Consider the following 12962-nt stretch of genomic DNA (forward strand, 5'->3'; position numbering starts at 1 on the left):
TTCACCATAAACGTTTGGGATTATTGACGTTTCGTTAAAGCCGCAACGGCGCGCGGCTTCGCGCGCGCAGCAAGACAGCGCTAGCCGTTGCTGTAGGTGCCGCTCGGATCGCTGAACAGGTCGAGCCGTCCGGGCGCGCGGACCTTCGGCGTCGCCGATGACGTCAGCGAGGCGGAATTGCCCCACAGCTCCTGCACCGCCGGGGAGATCGGCTCCGAGCGGTCGCCGGCCTGGTAGAGCGAGCGGAAGGTCGGCGCCGGCTGTGCCGATGCCACAGCCGAGGTCGCAGCGACGGGCGCGGCCGACCGGGAGTCCGGGAAGGTCGAGAGATAGGACGCGGTGTCCATGGTCAGCGCTGCGGTCGGCGCGGCGCCTGCGATCGCGTAAGGCGACATGGTGTCGCCGCCCGCCGCCGCGAAGGCGGTGCGCGTATCCTTGGAGTTCGCGGCCGCGGCGTACCGCGTGGTCAGCACCGAATAGACCTGGCTGACGCTGCGCGCGCTGCCCGCCCTGTCGTAGAAGATCGACTGGTTGGCGGCTGCCGCCTTCGGAAACATCGCGGCCGCATTCGCGCTCGCGCTGTCCTCGGCACTCGAGATCAACTTGCCGGCGCCGCCGACGCCCATGAAGTGGGCCATGTAGAGTTCGGCATCGGTCGGACGGCGGCCGAGCTTGCCGGTAAGCTTGAAGCTGTTGGACTGCGTCAGCACCGCCGCCATCGAGGACGCCGCGTCCGGATCGTCGCGCAGCTTCATGACCGCGGCGCGCGCCGAGGGATCGCTGACCGAATAGCTGCCGTCGGAATTCCTGGTGATGGCGTCGGCGTACTGGCCATAGCCGAGCTGGCTTCCGGCCTCCTTGACGGTGCCGAGCCAGGTTTGGTCGATGAATTGATAAAGTCCATGCGCCGACGAGGTCGTGGCGCCGGCCCGCGGATTGAAATTGGATTCCATCTTCGCGGTGGTGAGCAGATATTCGAAGCTCGTGCCGGTGGTCGCGGCCGCCTGCTTGATCGAGCTCGCCACCTTCAGGCGCGAGGAATCGACACCTGCCGAAGCCGTCGCATTGAAGAGGTCGACCGCCATCTGTCCGGGTGCCTTGCCGGGCGCCGGCAATCGGCACCCATGTCCCGTCAAGGTGCCGTAATTATGGTTAATGGCGCGTTAATAGCGCCGATTCAGGGCTGGGCCTCGTAGTAGTGCGCGACCTGGTCGATCTCCTCGGCCGTCATCTGGCGCGCGATGTTGCGCATCTGCTGGCTGATGTCGTTGCGGCGGGCCCCGGATGCAAAGGCCTCGAGCTGTGCCTTGATGTAGACTGCCGACTGGCCGCCCAGCCAGGGGCTTCCCGCCTTGTTGTCGACATCGCCGTGGCAGGAGCCGCAAGGCGCGATGTTGCGCATCGGGGCGCCCGTCACCACGATCGCCGGCGCGGGACGCGCGGTATCCAGATTGTTCGAAGGCACCCGCGGCAGATAGGCGTAATAGGCCGCGACATCCTTCATGTCCTGATCGCTCATCGCCGCTGCGAACGGGCTCATCACCACGCTGACCCGCGCGCCGGTCTTGAAGTCATTCAGCTCCTTGTAGGTCACCGCGGCAAATTGCCCGGCGAGGTTCGGTGAATGGGCGTCGCTGACGCCCTGCGGTCCGTGGCAGATCGCGCAGCGCTGCGCCAGCGTTGCGCCCCGCCCGATCGAGACCTGATCTGCCTTGGTCAGCATCTCCGACGTCATGATGACATTGGACGTCTTGAAATCCGGCTTGATGCCGGGCTCCTGCACGGCGGCACGCGGAACGCCGGCCGCGCTGCAGATCGCATCCCAGACCCCCGCAAGCTTCAAATTGGGCTGCGCCAGCGGCAACCAGATCAGGCCGGCGACGGCCGACAGCACGGCGATGGCGGCCGTGATGCCGACGCTGGCGCCGAACCACGGATTGCGAAGCGAGAACAGCGGCTGGTCGCTCATCGGCCGGCTCCGACATAGACCGCAGGCACGCTGGTCTCGTTCAGCGCCATCAGCTGCGCAATCGGGAAACCATAGTTCACCACGGTGAGACCGACCATCAACGCGAGCCACAGGCCGAATGAGTTGAGCGCGACCGGAATCCGCGCGGGCATGTGCAACGGGACCGCGAAGCGGTACGCACCCGCCTCGCCTCGCGCGCCGAACTGCCCGCGGATCAGCACCAGCAGGAACAGCAGGCCCGATATCAGAAGAATGAGCCCGCCGATCGCCGACATCGTGACCGACAAGGCCTGTGGCGAGATCGCCGGGTTGGCATAGTCGTAATACGCCATGCGGCGCGGCATGCCGAGAATACCGACATAGTGCCACGGGAAGGTGGTCACGATCATACCGATGAACCACAGCCAGAGCTGCGTGCGCATCAGGCCAAAACTGTCCAGCGCACGGTCGGTCAGATGCGGCCACAGATCATAGGCGATGGCAAAATACATGATCACGATGGCGCCACCGAAGATCAGGTGGAAATGGCCGGTGATCCACTGCGTGTTGTGCACGGTGGCGTCGAGCTGATAGCTCATGTTGATCAGACCGCCGGCGCCTCCGAAGCCGAGCATGACCAGCGACAGCGCCGTCGCCAGCATGATCGGATTGGACCACGGCAGCGCGCCGATCCAGCCGAAGGCGCCGCGGCCGCCACGCAGGCGGCTGGCAATCTCCGCCGAGGCGCAGATCGTGAACACCGTGAGCAGCGTCGGCAGCGCGACGAGGCCGGTGAACACCGAATGCATGAACTTGAATCCGGCGCCGACCTGCGGGTCGGCAAACAGGTGATGCACGCCGATCGGCATCGCCACCACGACGAACAGGATGAACGAAATCCGCGCCATCGGGTCGCTGAAGAGCCGGCCGCCGATCGCGCGCGGAAAGATCGTGTAATAGGCGATGTAGGTCGGGATCAGCCAGAAATAGACGATGGCATGCAGCGTCCAGGAGAAGAAGACGCGGGCCAGCCCCGCATCGATCGTCGACTTCAGCCCAAGCGCCACGGGCAGGATCTGGAACAGGATCTCAAGCGCCGCGCCGACCGCGGTCCAGCCCCAGAGGAACGAGCCCGCAACATTGGCATACATCGCAAGCGGCACCGGCTTGCCCGGGTTCTTGCGCTTCCAGATCACGAAATTGGTCACCATCAGCGCGACCCAGATCCATGAGCCGACCACGACCATGACGACGCCGATGTAATAGAAGGGATTGCCGACCATCGGCGGATAGAAGGTGTAGAGCACCGAGGCGAGCCCGAGCGACACCGGGATCATCGCGACAACGGCGCCGACGGCGACCAGGAAGAAGCCCACCCAGGCCCAGCGCCGTCCAACCAGCTCTTTCTCGAGCGAGGCTTCGGTGATCGCGTAACCGAATCCCATCGCGATCAGTGTCGGGAATACGTATCCCATCGCCGAGCCATGGGCGGTGACCGAGCGATAGTAGAATTCCGGATTGAAATGCCAGGCGTTCAACGGGCTGCGCACGAACATCTGCCAGGCGCCGAGCACCAGCGCGACGCCGAACACGATGAAGGCAAGCCAGAAATGCACCGCGATCAGCCGCTTGTTAATCAACACAGGTCAGCCTCCGCTTCGCTGCCGCCATGTCACGGAACGCAGCCTTGTCGACCACCTTGACCTTGCCCCACATGCCCTGGTGGCCGATGCCACAGAATTCCTGGCACGGCATCACGTGATCGCCCGGCGCCTTGAAGCGCACCGGCAGGTCGGTGACGTAGCCCGGCACCAGCATCGTGTTGATGTTGGTGCCCTCGATCAGGAAACCGTGGACGACATCGGCGCTGGTGGCGCGGAAGGTGATCGGCGTCTCCGCGGGCACCACGATGCATTGCGGTGTGAAGGAATATTGCTGGCCAATCGCACGCACGGTGACCGATCCGTCGGCCAGCATTTCGCTGCCGAGATTGCTCTCGACGAATTCGCCCGACAGATGCAGCGTCTTGGGATCGGCGGTTTCGACCCGGCCCTGCGGCATCGTCGCCTGATGGATGCCGATATAGGTCGCCATGCCGACCAGGACGCCGACAATGACGATCGACAGCGTCGCCCAGCGCCGCTCGATCCGTGCGGCAACGGCCTCGCCGAGGCTGTGGTCAGTCTCGCTCGCCATCAGGGAACGCTCCGCGGCAGGAAGACCAGTAGATAGAATGCAAACCACAACCCGACCACGACGGCCGTCGCAATGCCCGCGACCGCGACCGCGCCGCCCGGACCGGCGCGTACGATGGTCTCGACATCATCGTCTTCCGAGCCCGATGCCGGCGGTTGCGGCGAAGACGAGTTGATCATGATCGCGCTCCCCTTAACGCGCGACGAGACGAGGTTGACTAGTCATCGCGCTTTAGCTCCTTTGTTTGAGCATGATCGTTTCGGAAAACCGCTTCGCACTTTTCCGGATCATGCTTTAGTTCAGCGTTGCTGCCCGCAGTTCGTTGGCCTGCCGCGCCGACACCGGCTCGCCGCGATTGCCCCAAGCCGTTCGAATGTAGGTCACGACAGCCGCGACCTCGTCATCCGACAGCTTCTGCGCGAACGGCGGCATGCCGTGGGGCATCGGATTGCCCAACGTGCCCGGCGGATACCCGCCATTGAGCACCATCCGGATCGGGTTCACCGCGGAGACCATCTGGATCGACTGATTGCCGGCAAGCGGCGGATAATCCGGCGGCATGCCCTGCCCGGTCGCGCCATGACAGCTTGCGCAGTCGCGGTCATAGATCGACTTGCCAAAGGACAGCAGCAGACTGCTCTCGGCCGACGGTAGCGAAGTCGACGCCTTCTCCGGAGGACCGCCCTGCGCAAGGCCCTTCAGGTAGACCGCCATCGCGCGCGCATCATCATCATTGAGATATTGCAGGCTGTTGTAGACGACCTCGGCCATCGGTCCGTACACGGCGCCCTTGGCGGACACGCCCTTGCGCAGATAGTCGACGATCTCCTCGATCGTCCAGTCGCCGAGCCCCGTCTCCTTGTTGGAGGTCAGCGACGGCGCGTACCAGTTCTGCATCGGGATCAGGCCGCCCTCGAAGGCCTGCGACTGCTTGCTGCCGCCGAGCGCATTGATCGGGGTATGACACATCCCGCAATGCCCTAGCCCCTCGACCAGATAGTTACCTCTGTTCCACTCCGCCGACTTCGTCGGATCAGGCTTGAACTCGCCTTCCCTGAAGAACAGCGTGCGCCAGCCAATGATCAGCGAGCGGTTGTTGAACGGGAATGTCAGGTCATGCGGCTTGTTGAGCTGCCTGACCGGCGGCACCGTGCGCAAATAGGCGTAGATCGCGTCGCTGTCCTCGCGCGTCACCTTGGTATAGGAGGCGAACGGCATCGCCGGATAGACCAGGCCGCCATCGGGGAAGCGGCCATTGTGCATCATCTGGTAGAACTGATCCGACGTCCATGTGCCGATCCCGGTCTGCGGGTCGGGCGTGATGTTCGACGTGTAGAGCGTGCCGAATGGCGTCTTCATCGGCAGCCCGCCGGCGAAGGTCTTGCCTTCGCGCGCGGTGTGGCAGGCGATGCAATCGCCGGCGCGTGCGAGATACTCGCCCTTGGCGAGCACGGCCGGATCGGCCGCCTTCTGCTGCGCCGATGCCCCAATCGGCGACAGTGCCAGCATCAGTCCGACAAGCAGTCCTGTTAAGGTTCGCGACATCGGCACGATCCCTTCAATGCGGTTCGCTGCCGCATTCGAGCGGCATCGGAAGGCTGCCTCGCGGCGCGAAGGATGGATCCGCCGGCGCCGGACGCGACGACAGGTAGGCTGCCACCGCCTTCACGTCGTCCTCCGTCAGCAGGCTCGCGACGATCTGCATGCAATCGGGAGCGAACGCGGTCCGCGTGCCGTAGCGCCAGCCGCCGAGCTGGCCGCTGATATAGGCGGCGCGCAGGCCAAGCAGGCCGGGAATGCCGGGCTCCATGCCCCCCAATGTAGGACCATGACAGGCCGAACAGGGCGGAATGCCGTGCTGCGGATCGCCGTTCTTCACGATCGTCTCGCCGCGCGCCAGAATCTCCTTGCTGTCGACCGGCGGGACCGGCGGCGGAAATGCCGGCCTGAGCGAGGCGAAATATTCGGCGATCTTCTTCAGGTAATCGTCGGTCTGAAACTCCAGCAGGTAGTTCATCGGCGGATATTTCCGCCGTCCATCCCGGAAAGCGATGAGCTGGTTGTAGAGATAGCCTGCCGGCTTGCCGGCCAGCCGCGGGAAATAGGCGTCGCTGGTGCCCTCGCCTTCGGCGCCGTGACACGGCGCACAGGCAAGGACGCGCGCGGCCATCGTATCGGGCGCACGCTCGGTCGTTTGCGATTGCGCCTCGCCGATCGGCCACACAGCCCAGGCAAGAAACCCAACAAGCGGTATCAGGCGATGCGCCACAGTTCACCCCCAGTGACGACCATGCGCAACGGCTTGCGCATGGCGTAACAGGGGCCACGAAGTACACGACTTCGCCGCGCTGTACTTGATTCAGATCAATGATCTATTTGCGATAGACCTGCGCCGGATCGAACAGCTTCTCGGCGTCGACAAAGGACAGGCTGACATGCCCGCCCTCGTCCTTCACCGCGCGATAGAAGCAGGAGCGCCGTCCGGTGTGGCAGGCGGCGCCGATCTGCTCGACCTTGATCCACACCGCGTCCTGATCGCAATCCATCCGGATCTCGACCACGCGCTGGGTCTGGCCCGAGCTCTCGCCCTTGCGCCACAGCGCATTGCGCGAGCGGCTGAAGTACCAGCCTTCGCCGGTCGCGATCGTCTTGCGCAGGGCCTCGTCGTTCATGTGCGCGACCATCAGCACATCGCCGGTCGCGGCATCGGTCGCGACGCAGGTCACAAGACCTGCCGCGTCGAATTTAGGCTGGAAGGCCAGCCCCTCCTCGCGGTCGTGATCGTGGGTCGCTGCGGACACGGAAAACCTCGCTCAGGAAAATGCGAGGTTACCGGTTCGGTCCTCGCACCAGGGACAAGAAACGCTGCTGCTCCGCCGGATTGTCGCGGAACATGCCGGTGAAGCGGCTGGTGAAGGTCGATGCACCATGCTTGGCAACGCCGCGCACCGACATGCAGGTATGCTCCGCCTCGATCAGCACGGCAACGCCGCGGGGCTTCAGCACCTCGTCGATCGCAGCCGCGACCTGCGCGGTGAGATGCTCCTGGGTCTGCAGACGGCGGGCGAAGATATCGGTCAGCCGCGCCAGCTTGGAGAGGCCGACGACGCGCTCCACCGGCGTATAGGCAATATGCGCCTTGCCGTAGAACGGCATCATGTGATGCTCGCACTGCGAGGTGAACTCGATGTCGCGGACGAGGACGAAATCGTCGTAGCCGGCGGTCTCGCCGAAGGTGCGGTTCAGTACCTCGGCCGGGCACTGGTGGTAGCCCTGATAGAGCTCGTCATAGGCCTCGACGACCCGGCGCGGCGTGTCGAGCAGTCCCTCGCGGCCGGTGTTCTCGCCGATATAGGCGAGCAGCGTCTTCACGGCGTCCTCCGCCTCCGCCCGCGACGGGCGCGGCTGGTCGGCGCGGACGGCCGCCGTCATGAATTCTGAGGGGTCGAGCTCGCCGGGCTTCGCGTCGGCCGGCTTGTTGGGGCGAATCGATTTGATCAAGGCGTCCATGTCTTCTCCGTTCGACCGGCCCTCGGATTTGACCTTGGTCCGGATGTGTCACCGGGCAGACGGGGCGGATGGTTCGACCGCCGGGCGCCTGAGTCCCACAATTGTAGCACCGCCGCGGCGGAGGTGGGCCGCGGTGGCTGCATGGCCGGGCTATGTTTCCGGCGTTGCCGTCCATATATAGGACGGTGCAACCCAGGCGCCAAGAGCGCCCGGCACCGCCGGAACCAGGCATCTGTCCCCATGCTGAACGACATTTACAACAAGCGGATCATCGAGTTGGCCGGCAATATTCCGCGCCTCGGACGGCTGGCCGACCCGGACGCCAGCGCCACCGCCCACTCCAAATTGTGCGGTTCGACCGTCAAGGTCGACCTCAAGATGGACGGTCCCGTGGTGACGGATTTCGCCCATGACGTGAAGGCCTGTGCGCTCGGCCAGGCCTCCTCCTCGATCATGGCGAGCCGGGTGGTGGGCTCGACCGCGGACGAGCTGCGCGAATTGCGCGAGACGGTCCGCAAGATGCTGAAGGAAAACGGCCAGCCCCCGCAGGGCGGCAAATGGGCCGATATCGCGCTGCTCGAGCCGGTGCGCGACTACAAGGCCCGCCATGCCTCGACCCTGCTGACCTTCGATGCCGTGGTCGATGCGATCGGCCAGATCGAGGCCAAGGCGAAGCAGCCGGCGTAAAATTGCATGTCAGGTCATTCCGGGGCGATGCGCAGCATCGAACCCGGAATCTCGAGGTTCCCCGATGCACAATTGCGCATCTGTAGTCCGCTTACGCGTCCCGGAACGACGCGACAATGTGCGTTCTTACTGCGCGGGCTGGACCGGCGCCGGCGCTGCGCTGCCGCCGGTCGGCACCACGACCTCGGCGGTCTTGGTCGCTCTCGCCTGCGACGCCTCGCCCTCCATCGCGCTGCTCAAGAAGCGATCGTTGTTCTTCGGCTTCGCCTCGGCGACGGGAATAGCGTTGTCCTTGCTGTTGTCCTGCCGCGGCAGCACGTCGGCAACCGCATCGGTGGTGATGAGATTGGTCAGCCGCAATTCGGCCGCCGACAATTCGTGCAGGTCCTCCCACGGCGGCACGCTGAGCGAGAGCGCCAGCAGATCACCCGCGCCGCCCATATCGAAGGTGTATTTGGCAAGACGGCCGATATCGCGCTCGACGATCATCAGGTCCTGCGCGGTGTAGCTCGCCGCCTTGGCGTCGTCGGCGCGATCGCCCATCCAGATCTGATGTACGCGAACATGGGCGGCCGGCGGAACGTAGCGCGTCTTGCCCGACAACAGCAGGAACACGCACATCGACTCGCAATAAGCATCGGGCAGAACGCTCGTGCGGCCGCCCTGCGCGGCCTGATTGACGACGCTGGTGCCGACCGTGGTCAGCACGCCGAGACCGCGGAAGCGGCGGCCGAGCGCGATCGCGTCGTTGACCGAGCCGCCGCTGGAATCGAGCACGATGGTGGCGCCGTTGAGCTGGCGGCCGCGCGCGAACTCGTCGAATTCCCTGGGACTATCGGCCGTGATGATGCCGACCGCGGACACCCAGCCGCGGCAATTCGGCTGGCAGGCGATCCAGCTGAACTTCATCGGCAGCTTGCGCTCTTCGAGGGTCGAATTGGCCTGCGCGGAACCGCCCGCCATGGCGGCGGTGCCGGAAACCGCGAAGCAAAGAGCAACGGCGCCGGTAAGCGCCCAACTGCGCAACGAGAGCGACTTGACGAGCCTCAATTTGGTTCCTTCCCCCAAGCCCTTGGTGATGCGAGCGGTGGCAATGGCCCCATGGCAATGCGCCACGATTCTGTCAGCGGCGCGTTATGGGAACGGTAGCGTTGCTGACCCGGACCGTCCATAGAGCCCTTGCTGCAGCGCCATCGGTGCTGTGCAATAATAACGAACTGTGGCGTAAATATCTGCAAGAAAACAGTTCCTTGGCTTGGAACCCCCGCAAGACTACGTACATACTTGCGTATGCCGCCGACAGACCATTCAACGACACACCATCCACGATGCATGGACTGTGCCAGCACCATGCGCCGCTTGCCGCGCAACCTCGGCCGTGCCCTGATCTGGATCTACCGGCACACGCTGTCGCCGCTGGTCGGCTACAACTGCCGGCATCTGCCGACCTGCTCGGTCTATGGCGACGAGGCGATCGAACGCTTCGGCCTGTGGGGCGGCGGCTGGATGACGCTGGCGCGGCTGCTGCGCTGCCAGCCCTGGGGAACATCCGGGATCGATAATGTCCCGCTGACGAAGCCGCCCGGGGCACGCTGGTACCTGCCCTGGCGCTATGGCCGCTGGCGCGGCGTCAACGAAGGCTGACGCGGCGTCAACGACAATTGATCGATTGCTGCGGTACGTCCAAGCGCGGCGCGCATTGCTGCCCGGCGGAACTGTGGCGATAGTTGGCGCATTGTTTCATTGCCCCCTTGGGGAGGAAACAACAATGCGCTGGAAAATCAGCCACAACGGTCATGATCCCCGGCAGATCGACTTGCTGGCCGTGCTTGCCTTGCTCGTCGTGATCGTCGCCGCCTACGGCTACTTCACCCACAATCCGAACAAGCCAAGCACGACGGCGTTCATCGTGCCCAGCCAAAGCGTGAGGTGGTGACGCGCAGCCGAGCCCCCTGATGTTCCTCACGCGGATCGTTGCTTGGGATGCTCTCGCGAACACAAGCGTGAAAGCCAACCGTTCACTCGGCCGCGGCGGTGGCGGCCGTCCGTCGCGGCCGCGTGACGACCACGACCGCAAGCGCCGCCGCGACGAAGGCCGCGGCGACGTAGCCTGCGCTGTGCAGCCATTCGCGGGCGAACAGCAACCCGCCGATCGCGGAGCCGATGGCCTGGCCGATATACAGCACCGAGGTATTGAGCGAGACCGACGCCGAAGCGAGCGCCGGCGCCGCACCGACCAGGCGTACCTGCTGCATCGAATTGGTCGATGCAAAGCCGAGGCCCCACACCGCGACGGAGGCGGCCATCAGGGCGTAGGCGCCGGCGCTCAGCGCCCAGCCGGCGACGCCTGCGAGAAGCAGCACGGTGAACAGGACCGAGGTCTTCCAGGCGCCCCAGGAATCCACCACGCGCGTTGCGATCACGATGCCGACGAACCCGAAGATGCCGTAGAGCGCGAACACGATCCCGACGGCGTCCGCATTGGCGCCAGTCAGTTTGGCGAGCAGCGGCCCCATGAAGGTGAACACCACGAACTGGCCGGACATCTGCAGCGTCGTGATCGACAGCAGCAGAATGACCATCGGATTGCGGCCGAGATCGACCCAGGTTCGGAGATCAACCGGCGCGCCGTGCAATCCGCCTGGCAGCCGCCACCACAGCAGTAGGGAACTGACGAGCCCGGTCAGCGCGATCGCGCCATAGGTCGCGCGAAAGCCGTAGCGGCTTGCGATGAAGGTGATCAGCGGCAGCCCGATCGCGGCGGCGAGCGACCAGCCGAGAAAGATGTAGGCAATCGTGCTGCCGCGCTTCTCCACCGGCACGATCAGTGCCGCGGTGCCCGCCGCCTGCGGCGTGTAGAGCACGCCGACCGCGAGCATCACCAGCCGAATGATCAGGAGGCTGTCGTAGTTCGGCACAAAGGCGGATGCCGCATTGGTCAGCGTCAGCACCAGCAGCGTCGCCGTCAGCAGCGCCCGCCGCTCGATCCGGCTGGTCAACCACGCCGTCACCGGCGAGCCCACGCACAGCACGATCGCGCCGAAGGTGATCAGGAGACCCGCGGTGTGGATCGTGACGCCGAGTCCGTCGGACAACTCCGCCAGCATGCCGGCCGGCGCCAGCACCGAGCAGCCGGTGACGATGTTGCCGAGCATCAATGCGGTGGGAGCGAAGCGTTTCACGCCGCGTTGTTAGCAGACGCCGAGATCGATGCAACTGCATCTAAATGCATGGCACCTGATCGAACAGCGCCTCTTGCGCTCATGGCGACGGCGACGCCGCTGGCACCGCGCTGACACTCGGCGACGCGGCGGCCGGCAACGGGCTCGCAGGCTTCGGGCCGGCGGTCGCCGCCGGGCATGATGCCAGAAGCTGCGTCCAGCCCTGCTCCAGCCCGGTGGTGCCGATATCGAATGTCGCAAGGCCGGACTTGGTGTCAGACTTGACGTCGGACTTGGCGTCAGGCTTGGCGTCGGTTGCCGGCGGGCTTTCGCCGATCTGCAGATGCGGGGCCGCGAGCATCGCCTTGACGATGTCCGAGGTCACCGCCTCGCTCCAGACCTCGTATTTGCCGAACCGTGCCGACCGGCCGAATGCAACGGTCTTGGTCGCGCCGGCCATCATCAGCACCGTGCTCTTGCCGGCTGCCCCCTCCTCGAACTCGCGCACGAACATCAGCCGCCCGCGATCCTTGCTCTCGCAGAACAGCCGCCACTCCATCATGCGGAACGCGCTGCCGTCGGCCCTTTTCTGCTGCACGATCTTGCGAACATAGGGCCGTGTCTCCTTCTCCACCGCCCACAGGGTTTCCGGCAGCGGCCGCGTATCGATGCCGAATCGATAGAGCTCCGGCCGCGTCAGCACGTGCAGGTCCTCGAACTTCACGGACTTGATGAGGTCGCTGAGCTCATGGCTGATGCCCATCGCCGCGAGGAATACGTTGCGGTCGCGATCGGCGCTCACCATCTCGCGCCGCCTGAAGTCCGCGACGACCTGCGCAGGCGGATGCCCGTGGACGACGAACATCAGCTTGGAGTTATGCACCGCGAGCACCGAATCGGGCGCCACTTCGCGGCTGGTCGCGCCCAGGAACAGATAGGCGCAGGCCGACACGCACATCGCGTTGCGCGTGGCGAGCTCGGCCTCGACCTCGCCCTTGGCAGCCTTGATCTTCAGGCATGCGGCGTCGATCTGCGTGCCGGTGGAACAGGCCGGCACGATGGTACGGCCGACCCGGGCGATTGCCTTGTGCGCGCGCAGGAACCGCGCGATCCCATAGGACTGCTCGACGTTTCCGCCCGGCGAATGAAGGTAGATCGGAAGCTGCCTGTCCTTGACGGCAAACAGGAAGGTGCGAATCCGCTGAGCGGCTTCCCGATCGATCTCGCCTTCGATCGCGATCCAGCGATCGCAGCCGGCGCCGCAGGCGTTCGCTGGCCCATGGGCGAGATAGATGGTCAGCTTCTTCGCAAATCCGGCCTTCTGGACCGGTGTTTCTTCCGCCCGCAACACGCCCGGGATCAGAAGCAACGCCACGAAAAACAGGAGACGGGAAAACATGAACCTTGCGGATCGCGCGATGGCGGAAAACGGACGCCGGACGTTAGACGATGATCGGCAG

General features: G+C 65.0%; 15 protein-coding genes. 3 read left to right on the plus strand and 12 right to left on the minus strand.

What is annotated here, in order from left to right; all coding sequences use genetic code 11:
• Nucleotides 1-80 precede the first annotated feature (80 nt).
• The 9 genes from ACVMDN_RS21170 to folE form a co-directional block, all read right to left on the minus strand.
• Entirely contained in the window at nt 81-1085 is a 1005-nt protein-coding gene (locus ACVMDN_RS21170) for a transglycosylase SLT domain-containing protein (RefSeq protein ID WP_143271131.1), read from the minus strand.
• 92 nt (nt 1086-1177) lie between these two features.
• Nucleotides 1178-1969: a c-type cytochrome gene (locus tag ACVMDN_RS21175; RefSeq protein WP_076831613.1), complete on the minus strand. Its 792-nt coding sequence runs from the start codon at nt 1967-1969 to the stop codon at nt 1178-1180.
• Nucleotides 1966-3591 carry a cbb3-type cytochrome c oxidase subunit I gene (locus ACVMDN_RS21180; RefSeq protein ID WP_076831616.1) on the minus strand — a complete coding sequence of 542 codons (1626 nt, stop codon included), beginning with the start codon at nt 3589-3591 and terminating at the stop codon, nt 1966-1968. The genes ACVMDN_RS21175 and ACVMDN_RS21180 overlap by 4 nt, the downstream gene beginning before the upstream one ends.
• On the minus strand, nt 3581-4144 hold the full coding sequence (locus tag ACVMDN_RS21185) for a cupredoxin domain-containing protein (RefSeq protein ID WP_057019660.1): 564 nt from the start codon (nt 4142-4144) through the stop codon (nt 3581-3583). Before ACVMDN_RS21185 ends, ACVMDN_RS21180 begins: the two co-directional genes overlap by 11 nt.
• On the minus strand, nt 4144-4323 hold the full coding sequence (locus tag ACVMDN_RS21190; RefSeq protein WP_016843914.1) for a hypothetical protein: 180 nt from the start codon (nt 4321-4323) through the stop codon (nt 4144-4146). Before ACVMDN_RS21190 ends, ACVMDN_RS21185 begins: the two co-directional genes overlap by 1 nt.
• A gap of 115 nt (nt 4324-4438) precedes the next feature.
• Nucleotides 4439-5689 (minus strand): c-type cytochrome, encoded by a 1251-nt coding sequence (locus ACVMDN_RS21195; RefSeq protein ID WP_076831618.1) that lies wholly within the window; start codon nt 5687-5689, stop codon nt 4439-4441.
• 13 nt (nt 5690-5702) lie between these two features.
• The gene (locus ACVMDN_RS21200) at nt 5703-6314 is read right to left on the minus strand and encodes a c-type cytochrome (protein WP_082190604.1); all 612 of its coding nucleotides are present in this window, start codon (nt 6312-6314) and stop codon (nt 5703-5705) included.
• Between the two features lie 202 nt (nt 6315-6516).
• Nucleotides 6517-6945 carry a phosphoribosyl-AMP cyclohydrolase gene (gene hisI / locus ACVMDN_RS21205; protein ID WP_057019662.1) on the minus strand — a complete coding sequence of 143 codons (429 nt, stop codon included), beginning with the start codon at nt 6943-6945 and terminating at the stop codon, nt 6517-6519.
• A gap of 28 nt (nt 6946-6973) precedes the next feature.
• Nucleotides 6974-7654, minus strand: coding sequence for a GTP cyclohydrolase I FolE (gene folE / locus ACVMDN_RS21210; RefSeq protein WP_016843918.1), 681 nt, complete (start codon nt 7652-7654; stop codon nt 6974-6976).
• Between the two features lie 240 nt (nt 7655-7894).
• On the opposite strand from folE, the gene ACVMDN_RS21215 reads away from it, so the two are divergent.
• Nucleotides 7895-8341 (plus strand): iron-sulfur cluster assembly scaffold protein, encoded by a 447-nt coding sequence (locus ACVMDN_RS21215; protein WP_057019663.1) that lies wholly within the window; start codon nt 7895-7897, stop codon nt 8339-8341.
• Between the two features lie 126 nt (nt 8342-8467).
• Here ACVMDN_RS21215 and ACVMDN_RS21220 read toward each other — a convergent pair whose 3' ends face one another.
• Nucleotides 8468-9391 carry a COG3904 family protein gene (locus tag ACVMDN_RS21220; RefSeq protein ID WP_076831621.1) on the minus strand — a complete coding sequence of 308 codons (924 nt, stop codon included), beginning with the start codon at nt 9389-9391 and terminating at the stop codon, nt 8468-8470.
• Between the two features lie 282 nt (nt 9392-9673).
• Here ACVMDN_RS21220 and yidD point away from each other — a divergent pair, with 282 nt between their 5' ends.
• Nucleotides 9674-9985, plus strand: coding sequence for a membrane protein insertion efficiency factor YidD (gene yidD / locus ACVMDN_RS21225; RefSeq protein ID WP_076831624.1), 312 nt, complete (start codon nt 9674-9676; stop codon nt 9983-9985).
• A 124-nt stretch (nt 9986-10109) separates the two neighbouring features.
• Entirely contained in the window at nt 10110-10277 is a 168-nt protein-coding gene (locus ACVMDN_RS21230; RefSeq protein WP_016843922.1) for a hypothetical protein, read from the plus strand.
• An 82-nt stretch (nt 10278-10359) separates the two neighbouring features.
• Here the strand turns inward: ACVMDN_RS21230 and ACVMDN_RS21235 are convergent, their stop codons facing one another.
• Entirely contained in the window at nt 10360-11496 is a 1137-nt protein-coding gene (locus tag ACVMDN_RS21235; RefSeq protein ID WP_076831626.1) for an MFS transporter, read from the minus strand.
• Nucleotides 11497-11602: 106 nt separating this feature from the next.
• Entirely contained in the window at nt 11603-12901 is a 1299-nt protein-coding gene (locus ACVMDN_RS21240) for a COG3904 family protein (protein ID WP_076831629.1), read from the minus strand.
• Nucleotides 12902-12962: the final 61 nt, after the last annotated feature.

The organism is Bradyrhizobium sp. USDA 4510 (assembly GCF_054059095.1).

Coding starts and splice junctions, on each gene's coding strand:
- ACVMDN_RS21170 (WP_143271131.1), bottom strand. CDS start 1,085: ATGGCGGTCGACCTCTTCAATGCGACGGCTTCGGCAGGTGTCGATTCC.
- ACVMDN_RS21175 (WP_076831613.1), bottom strand. CDS start 1,969: ATGAGCGACCAGCCGCTGTTCTCGCTTCGCAATCCGTGGTTCGGCGCC.
- ACVMDN_RS21185 (WP_057019660.1), bottom strand. CDS start 4,144: ATGGCGAGCGAGACTGACCACAGCCTCGGCGAGGCCGTTGCCGCACGG.
- ACVMDN_RS21190 (WP_016843914.1), bottom strand. CDS start 4,323: ATGATCAACTCGTCTTCGCCGCAACCGCCGGCATCGGGCTCGGAAGAC.
- ACVMDN_RS21195 (WP_076831618.1), bottom strand. CDS start 5,689: ATGTCGCGAACCTTAACAGGACTGCTTGTCGGACTGATGCTGGCACTG.
- ACVMDN_RS21200 (WP_082190604.1), bottom strand. CDS start 6,314: ATGGCCGCGCGCGTCCTTGCCTGTGCGCCGTGTCACGGCGCCGAAGGC.
- folE (WP_016843918.1), bottom strand. CDS start 7,654: ATGGACGCCTTGATCAAATCGATTCGCCCCAACAAGCCGGCCGACGCG.
- ACVMDN_RS21215 (WP_057019663.1), top strand. CDS start 7,895: ATGCTGAACGACATTTACAACAAGCGGATCATCGAGTTGGCCGGCAAT.
- yidD (WP_076831624.1), top strand. CDS start 9,674: ATGGACTGTGCCAGCACCATGCGCCGCTTGCCGCGCAACCTCGGCCGT.
- ACVMDN_RS21230 (WP_016843922.1), top strand. CDS start 10,110: ATGCGCTGGAAAATCAGCCACAACGGTCATGATCCCCGGCAGATCGAC.
- ACVMDN_RS21235 (WP_076831626.1), bottom strand. CDS start 11,496: ATGCTCGGCAACATCGTCACCGGCTGCTCGGTGCTGGCGCCGGCCGGC.
- ACVMDN_RS21240 (WP_076831629.1), bottom strand. CDS start 12,901: ATGTTTTCCCGTCTCCTGTTTTTCGTGGCGTTGCTTCTGATCCCGGGC.